At 45.3% G+C, this 8,465-nt stretch carries 6 protein-coding genes; 4 read left to right on the top strand and 2 right to left on the bottom strand.

The annotated features are described in order from the left end of the window. Together PSI22_RS03025 and lrp are read right to left on the bottom strand one after the other, a co-directional pair. The coding region (locus tag PSI22_RS03025; RefSeq protein WP_273578537.1) for a DNA translocase FtsK 4TM domain-containing protein at positions 1–1,800 on the bottom strand (1,800 nt) is incomplete at its 3' end. 132 nt (positions 1,801–1,932) lie between these two features. Then, positions 1,933–2,427 carry a leucine-responsive transcriptional regulator Lrp gene (lrp, locus tag PSI22_RS03020; RefSeq protein WP_004256338.1) on the bottom strand — a complete coding sequence of 165 codons (495 nt, stop codon included), beginning with the start codon at positions 2,425–2,427 and terminating at the stop codon, positions 1,933–1,935. A 636-nt stretch (positions 2,428–3,063) separates the two neighbouring features. On the opposite strand from lrp, the gene trxB reads away from it, so the two are divergent. From trxB to aat, 4 genes are all read left to right on the top strand, one after another. Further along, a complete protein-coding gene (gene trxB / locus PSI22_RS03015) occupies positions 3,064–4,023 on the top strand; it encodes a thioredoxin-disulfide reductase (protein ID WP_038188103.1) in 960 nt (319 codons plus the stop codon). A 130-nt stretch (positions 4,024–4,153) separates the two neighbouring features. Further along, positions 4,154–5,923, top strand: a complete 1,770-nt coding sequence (cydD, locus tag PSI22_RS03010; protein WP_273578536.1) for a heme ABC transporter permease/ATP-binding protein CydD — start codon at positions 4,154–4,156, stop codon at positions 5,921–5,923. Positions 5,924–5,925: 2 nt separating this feature from the next. Next, positions 5,926–7,686 carry a heme ABC transporter ATP-binding protein/permease CydC gene (gene cydC, locus PSI22_RS03005; protein ID WP_273578535.1) on the top strand — a complete coding sequence of 587 codons (1,761 nt, stop codon included), beginning with the start codon at positions 5,926–5,928 and terminating at the stop codon, positions 7,684–7,686. After that, positions 7,677–8,366: a leucyl/phenylalanyl-tRNA--protein transferase gene (gene aat / locus PSI22_RS03000; RefSeq protein ID WP_273578534.1), complete on the top strand. Its 690-nt coding sequence runs from the start codon at positions 7,677–7,679 to the stop codon at positions 8,364–8,366. Before cydC ends, aat begins: the two co-directional genes overlap by 10 nt. The last annotated feature ends 99 nt before the right edge of the window (positions 8,367–8,465 follow it).

Below are 8,465 nucleotides of genomic sequence, written 5' to 3'. Positions count from 1 at the left end.
AAAAGTATGCTGAATTTTCGATTCATGGGAAGGCCCTGAAACAGAAATTGTTCTTTTTTCCTGTTCTGAATGAATCGATGACTTTGATTGCAGGGGCAATGGCTCAACAGGTTCAGATTTTTCAAAACCATCAGCCAGTGAAGAATAATCAAACGCAGGCATTTCGACCTGACTTGGAATAGTAGGCTGGATCTTTTGATAACGTTCACGCTGCTGCTGTTCAAACGCTACTCGCAATGCCTCTTCCTGTTCCTGTTCCGACGGTTCATCAACGCTATGCTCTACAAATTCGGCCGTCGCTGATTGCTTATGTATCTGAGCGATTTCTTCACGATGCCCTTTTGTCTCTTCTTCAAAATTAGAACCATAACGTTCACGCTGCTGTTCAAGGAATTGCAGCCGCAACATGTCTTGCTGCTGTTCATCCATTTGCTGTTCATCAGTTTCCGCAATAAGATCGCTTTGTTTCTCTTTTTCTTCCCGTTGCAGATGTTCAGACAAACGCTGAGACGGTACTTTGACACCATATAATTCACGGCGGGTAGGTATTCTAACGGGATTCGGCCGCGGCATTTCAGGGCCAATACCCTGTTTCATCTGAGGAGTTTTCATCACAACAGCAGCACTGGAAACACCAGCGGCCGCATTTTTCAGATTATCATTCGGAGAAAAAGTAAACGACTCTATCACATCATTTTGTGGCTGTATGTTTGTTGCCACAGTGCTATCTGTAGATAACTCTGATTGTGCAGTAATCTGTGCAGTTTTACTGAATTCTGATTCTGTATCTAATTGATAATCAGCTGGCAGTTCAAATGAATAATGAACAGGTTCTTGATCTTCTTCAGTATGATCCGATTCAGTTTGTACTGATTCCGGTAAGGCAATGGCTTCCTGAGCAATAGATTGCTGCCTGTTTTCGTTTTGCTGCACAGGCTGAACCTTTTCAGGTGAACTGCTCTCCTGCGCTGTATCCATAGCTTGAGACGCTGAATCAGCCTTAACCAGTTCCACCACCGTTGGCGCACTCAACAGCACGTCATCTTCGTCAACTTCTACAGCTTTAGCGGCAGGTGCTGTCATGCCTATATCATCTGTGTTTACATTATCAGCACGATTTTGCCCGCTGGCCAGATGTTCAGGAATAACCTCGTCTTCCAGTTCACCATACTCAGGCTCATTGCGACTGCGATTTACCATAAAACTGAGTGAGTCCAGAATAACCGCACCAATTTTTTCCGCAATAGTGAGCCATGACCAACCTGTAAATAATGTGAACCCAATAGCCCAGACACCGAGCAGCGCTAATGTCGCCCCAAGAACATTAAACCACGGCAGAATCGCTTTACTGAATAAGTTGCCGATGACACCACCAGCAGAAAAATCGTTTAAATCATCAATATTGAGAGCAACCAGGCCACATGAAGTTAATACCAGTGCCAAAGCGCCAATGACGCGTAATGCGAGCGTAAAGAAATCAACATACTCTTGCCTATCTTTCTGACGGAAAGCATTCCAACAACCTAAAAACATAAATAGCGGGACTGCATAGGCAAGAATACCAAATGCCGAAAATAATATATCTGACAACCAGGCACCAACACTGCCACCGAAATTATGGACGGGCCCATTCCATGACGTTTGTGACCAGCTGGGATCGGAGGGATTGAAACTGACAAGCGCCACCATAAAGTACACGGCGCAAATAACAATAACCAACAGAATGGCTTCAAGAAGCCGACGGCTACTGCTTATTTTCTTTAACTTAACACGTTTATCTTCTGTATATTCCTGGTTCAAGAAAGGCTCTCCAGGTTTTCCTGTTGATTAAATGGAACAACGCTGAGGATTGCTCAGCGTTGGAACTGTATGCATAAACAGGAGTGTACCTAAGTTTTCCCTGTTTTGCATCTGTACATTTTAGACAAAAGTTTAGCGAGTTTTAATGACTAAACGGTTACTCTGCTTCACTTCTTCCATGACAACATAAGTGCGGGTGTCATTGACGCCCGGAAGGCGCAGCAGGGTTTCGCCCAGTAATTTACGATATGCAGACATATCTGGCACTCGTGTTTTCAGCAAATAGTCAAAATCACCAGAAACTAAGTGACATTCTTGGATTTCTTCAAGTTTCTGTACAGCAGTATTAAACTGCTCAAAGACATCTGCTGCACCACGGTTCAGAGTAATCTCCACAAATACCAGTAGCGATGCATCCAGATAATGAGGATTCAACAAGGCGGTGTAACCAGAAATAAAGCCCTGACGTTCCAATCGGCGTACACGCTCCAGACAAGGCGTAGGTGATAAACCAACCCGCTTGGATAATTCCACATTAGAAATACGGCCGTCTTTCTGCAATTCGTTAAGGATATTACGGTCTATGCGATCAAGATCTTTTCCTGGACGCTTCTTATTATCTATCATCTTATTGCTCTCTCTTTATATTCCTACACCCATAACATTTTCCCTATCTCTCTCAAGCAGTTGAGCTGGAAAAGATGTCTTTCAAAGGCTAAAGCTCAATCTGTAACCAAGGTTTGGGATCTCTACGCCATCTTCTAAAATACAATTTCCCAGAACTCGATTAACCAAAACACGACTTACTAGAACACCGTCTTCCAGAATATTATTTCCCAAAACACTACGTCTCCCAGAAAGCAGCTTATCGGCAATTTTTTTGTTCTATAAGAAAACTACCCACTCCGATTTGTCTATTCTATAGAAACAATTGATTAGCGAGGTAGATAATTATCTCTTACACAGATGTTTTCGCAAATGCACAGCTGATTGTCAAAGTAAATGAACAAAAATCAGAACAACCTACCAAACAAATTTTGAGTAAATCCTTTCCATAGCTTGTTTTATACCTTATACGGATAAATGATGTTCAATTCAGAAAGTTAAGTAACCTGTCCTTACATTCCCATTACATCATAGTTACTATCTATCGGTAAAATCGTTAATAACATAAATATTTTATCTGATAATCGCTTTTTTTAACTTATTATTTCTCCTACAATCCCCAAATCCGCAATATGCGATAATGGAAATGAGGTATTCATGAGCACAGCCAAACACAGTAAACTTATCATTCTTGGCTCAGGTCCTGCTGGTTATACCGCCGCTGTTTATGCAGCCCGCGCTAATTTAAACCCCGTCCTTATTACAGGGGTTGAAAAAGGCGGCCAATTGACCACCACGACTGAAGTTGAAAACTGGCCCGGTGATCCTGAAGGGCTGACAGGTCCAGATTTGATGGAACGTATGTTCCAACACGCTGAAAAATTTCAAACAGAAATTATTTCTGACCATATTCAGAAAGTCGATTTCGAAAAAAGACCATTCCGTCTTTATGGAGATGATCAGGAATATACCTGCGATGCTTTGATCATCGCGACAGGTGCTTCCGCCCGTTATTTGGGTCTCCCTTCCGAAGACGCTTTCAAAGGTCGTGGCGTATCTGCCTGTGCAACATGTGATGGTTTCTTCTATCGTAAGCAAAAGGTTGCTGTAGTTGGTGGTGGCAATACCGCCGTTGAAGAAGCACTGTATCTTGCGAACATTGCAGCCGAAGTCCATCTCATTCACCGCCGTGATACTTTCCGTTCAGAAAAGATCCTCATTGATCGCCTGATGGAGAAAGTCAAGAATGGTAATATCATTCTGCATACCGATAGAACTTTAGATGAGGTGCTGGGCGATGATATGGGTGTGACTGGCATTCGTATTCACGATACGAAAAGTGACAATGCAGAAGAGCTGGATGTTACTGGTGTCTTCATTGCTATCGGCCACAGTCCAAACACAGGTATCTTTGAAGGACAGCTTGAGCTGCAAAACGGATATATTAAAGTCCAGTCCGGCCTGCATGGAAATGCCACCCAGACTTCTATTCCGGGAGTATTTGCCGCCGGGGATGTCATGGATCATGTTTATCGCCAAGCCATCACCTCAGCAGGTACTGGCTGTATGGCTGCACTGGATGCTGAACGTTTTCTTGATGGATTGGCAACTAAATAAACCCTCTTTCCTTAAGGCGCTATTTCGGTAGCGCTTTTTAACAGGGAACATAAGGTTTGGCCGCTGGCAAACAGTATCACCAGCCTTTTTGATACATTGTATCATCACCTGCTAATCAGAAATTTTTCTTATGGACAAAACAAGACAATCTGAACTTGTTCGATGGCTAAGACAGCAAAGTGCGCCTGCCCGTCGGTGGCTTCGGCTATCCATGCTACTTGGCCTCATTAGCGGATTACTAATCATCTCTCAAGCTTGGCTTCTGGCGTCAATCCTTCAAGCACTAATCATGGATAAAATCCCCCGCGAAAATCTCATCGTTCAGTTTCTGATGCTGATAGCCGCCTTTACATTGCGGGCAATTGTCAGTGCTACTCGAGAGCGTATCGGTTTTATCTGTGGCAAGGTTGTGCGCCAACAAATCCGCAGTATGGTTTTGGATAAACTGGCACAATTAGGGCCGGTTTGGGTCAAGGGAAAACCCGCCGGAAGCTGGGCTACCATTATCTTAGAACAAATCGAAGATATGCAGGATTTTTATTCCCGCTATCTGCCCCAAATGGCGCTTGCAACCATTATCCCTCTCTTAATCCTGATGACTGTCTTTCCTGTCAACTGGGCAGCAGGATTAATTTTACTCGTCACCGCTCCGTTAATTCCCCTTTTTATGTCATTGGTTGGATTAGGTGCCGCTGATGCTAATCGACGCAATTTTGTCGCGCTCAGTCGTTTAAGCGGCAATTTCCTTGATCGTTTACGGGGTCTGGAAACTCTACGCGTATTCCATCGCGGGGAAGCCGAAGTTAAGCAAATTACCGAATCGACAGACAGTTTCCGTCACAGAACGATGGAAGTACTGCGCATGGCATTTTTATCGTCTGCTGTGCTGGAGTTTTTTGCTGCGGTTTCCATTGCGGTTGTTGCCGTTTATTTTGGTTTTTCTTATTTGGGAGAATTACATTTTGGTAGTTATGGTCTGGGTGTCACGTTGTTTGCAGGCTTCCTCGCTCTGATTCTCGCTCCTGAATTCTTTCAGCCACTGCGCGATTTGGGTACGTTTTATCATGCAAAAGCCCAGGCTGTCGGTGCCGCAGAGTCGCTTTTTACTCTGCTCAGCAGTGATGGAGAACACGCTGTATCCAACGGCGAAAAAATGCTGCCAGATACAAAATCAGTGACTATTGAAGCGAACGAACTGGAAATCCGGTCACACGATGGTCATCATCTTGCGGGTCCCTTGAGCTTCACGATTGACAAACATCAGCGGATTGCGTTGGTTGGGAAAAGTGGTGCCGGGAAAAGCTCGCTGATCAATTTATTACTGGGGTTCCTGCCCTATCGCGGCTCTTTGAAAATCAATGGAATAGAGCTACGTGAGCTGAATCTAACCAAATGGCGTGAGCAGTTAAGCTGGGTTGGACAAAACCCACACCTGCCAGAGCAAACACTGCTCGATAATATCCGTCTTGGTCAATTTGACGCAACGCAAGACCAGATTAATGATGTCATGGAACGGGCTTATGTCAGCGAGTTTATTCATGCTCTTCCTGAAGGCGTGAATACAGTCATTGGTGACAATGCAGCCCGCTTATCTGTTGGGCAAGCTCAACGCATCGCCGTAGCACGGGCATTATTGAACCCCTGTCAGTTATTGTTGTTGGATGAGCCGGCAGCCAGTCTTGACGCCCATAGCGAACAACGTGTGATGATGGCATTAAATCAGGCATCCAGTCAGCAAACCACACTGCTGGTCACTCATCTGCTGGAAGAAACACTGGAATATGACCAGATCTGGGTAATGGAAAACGGGTTAATCATTGAGAAAGGCCATTATCAGAGTTTAAGCCAATCTCAAGGGGCATTTTCCCGTCTGTTGTCTCATCGCAGCGTGGAGCTTTAATCATGCGTATATTACTCCCATTTCTCGTACTCTATCGCCGCCACTGGTTTCTCATCAGCTTGGGCATGGTATTAGCGATTGTAACCCTGTTAGCCAGTATTGGCCTGCTGACGCTTTCCGGCTGGTTTCTTGCCGGTACAGCCTTAGCAGGATTCGCGGGGTTATATACGTTCAACTATATGCTGCCAGCCGCTGGTGTCCGTGGTGCAGCTATTTTCCGTACTGCTGGCCGTTATGGTGAACGACTGGTCAGTCATGATGCTACTTTTCGCGTATTGGCACATCTACGCGTTTTTGCCTTTCAGAAAATTTTACCGCTGTCTCCGGGAGGCATCGCCCGTTTTCGTCAAGGCGAACTGCTGAATAGAATCGTTGCGGATGTCGAAACGCTTGATCACCTCTATCTGCGAGTTATCTCCCCTGTCCTTTCAGCGTTGGTTGTGATTGTTGTTCTGACTTTTGGCTTGGGTTTTCTTGATGTCACCCTCGCATATACCCTAGGCGGTATTATGCTGGGGCTACTGATGATATTGCCTTTTGTCTTTTATCATGCAGGAAAGCCTTATGGCAGAGACATCACCCTACTGCGCGGTCAATATCGTACATTACTGACTAGTGCGTTGCAGGGGCAGGCTGAGTTGACCGTGTTTGGTGCACTTGGGCGTTTTCGACAATCAATGACAGACGTTGAATCCGATTGGCTGAAATGCCAACAACAGCAAGCCAACCTGACGGGGCTTTCTCAAGCCGTTATGATTTTCGCTACAGGCATGACAGTGACTCTGCTACTTTGGCTGGCAGCGGCAGGTGTAGGGGAACATAGCCAACCTGGAGCACTGATAGCTCTATTTGCGTTCTGTGCTCTCGCTGCTTTCGAAGCTCTTGGACCCGTCACAGTGGCATTTCAGCATATGGGACAGGTTATCTCATCTGCAACCCGTGTTTCCCAGTTAATGCATCAGGAGCCAGAAGTCACTTTCCCTGCTCATGGGCCACAAACAACGGACAGTCTCAATCTTGAGATAAAAAATATTGACTTCACCTATCCTGAACAACCTCTACCAGTATTGAAGAATATTTCACTGTCCTTGACATCAGGCGAGCATATCGCACTATTGGGGAAAACAGGGTGTGGCAAATCGACACTTTTGCAGTTACTGAGCCGTGCATGGGATGTTGATCACGGCGAAATTTTACTTAATCAACAACCTATTTCCCAGTATGACGAAGCCACACTGCGATCAATGATGTCTATCGTTCCTCAGCGGATACATGTCTTCAGCCATACCCTGCGTGAAAACCTCTTGTTAGCCAAACCGGATGCCAGCGATGATGAGTTAGCAATCGTACTCAAACAAGTGGGTTTAGGGAACTTGCTAGACAATAATGAAAAGCTAAACTGTTGGATGGGTGAAGGTGGGCGCCAGCTTTCCGGTGGGGAACAACGCCGTTTGGGGATTGCCAGAGCGTTGTTACACAATGCACCATTAATGCTGCTGGATGAGCCGACAGAGGGGCTGGATGCCGATACTGAACAACAGATTCTGTCTCTGTTACGCCACAGTTGCCAGCACAAGACACTGATTGTGGTTACCCATCGATTAACAGGTTTACAGCATATGGATCGTATCTGTGTTATGGATGGGGGACGCATCATTGAGCAAGGCAGACATGATGTGTTGCTGGCTCAGCAGGGGCGTTATTATCAATTTTATCAGCGACAGAGCTATCCTGAGCAGGAACCATCATTTTTATGTCGATAGCTCAACTGGATAACTCATATGCATTTCCTCATCCAACCCATGCGCTGGTTGAACCAAATGGTTTACTGGCATTTGGCGGTGATCTATGCGCAGAGCGTTTAAGGGTAGCTTATCACGAAGGTATTTTCCCTTGGTTTTCCCCTGATGAGCTTCCCCTATGGTGGTCGCCCGACCCCCGAGCGGTCCTAATTCCGGGTGAATTACATACTGGACGCACGCTACGTCGTTTTATTCGCAAACTTCCTTACCAAATTACGGTAAACTATGCTTTCGATCAGGTGATATATGGTTGTGCCCAACGGCAAGAAGGCACTTGGATCGGGTCTGATGTTCAGCAAGGTTATCAGGCCCTGCATCAAGAAGGCCTGGCTCATTCAATTGAAGTCTGGTATGACTGCCAACTTGTCGGTGGTTTATATGGGGTTAATGTAGGTACGCTATTTTGCGGAGAATCGATGTTTAGTAAAATGGAGAATGCATCTAAGTGTGCTTTTGTGGCATTCTACCACCACTTTTTACATCATGGTGGCCAATTATTGGATTGTCAGGTACTAAATCACCATACGAAATCATTAGGCGCGAAAAATATTCCAAGGAAAGAATTTCTCCAGCATCTTTACCTATACAGAGAACAGTCATTGCAGGCAGGCTGCTGGGCTGCTCAAATGCTGGATTTATAGTCAACATCTAGTGATTTATGCTGTTCACGGCGGGAATGTCGATATCCATTATGAGGAAAATGATGGTTTAAAATACGACATTCCTTTACATAATGAGGG

This window comes from Xenorhabdus aichiensis (assembly GCF_028598775.1).
GTDB lineage: Bacteria > Pseudomonadota > Gammaproteobacteria > Enterobacterales > Enterobacteriaceae > Xenorhabdus > Xenorhabdus bovienii.
This window is presented reverse-complemented; position numbering and strand designations above follow the sequence as displayed.

What these genes read in the sequence shown, in the direction of transcription:
- lrp (WP_004256338.1), bottom strand. Translation starts at nt 2,427, where the DNA reads ATGATAGATAATAAGAAGCGTCCAGGAAAAGATCTTGATCGCATAGAC.
- trxB (WP_038188103.1), top strand. Translation starts at nt 3,064, where the DNA reads ATGAGCACAGCCAAACACAGTAAACTTATCATTCTTGGCTCAGGTCCT.
- cydD (WP_273578536.1), top strand. Translation starts at nt 4,154, where the DNA reads ATGGACAAAACAAGACAATCTGAACTTGTTCGATGGCTAAGACAGCAA.
- cydC (WP_273578535.1), top strand. Translation starts at nt 5,926, where the DNA reads ATGCGTATATTACTCCCATTTCTCGTACTCTATCGCCGCCACTGGTTT.
- aat (WP_273578534.1), top strand. Translation starts at nt 7,677, where the DNA reads ATGTCGATAGCTCAACTGGATAACTCATATGCATTTCCTCATCCAACC.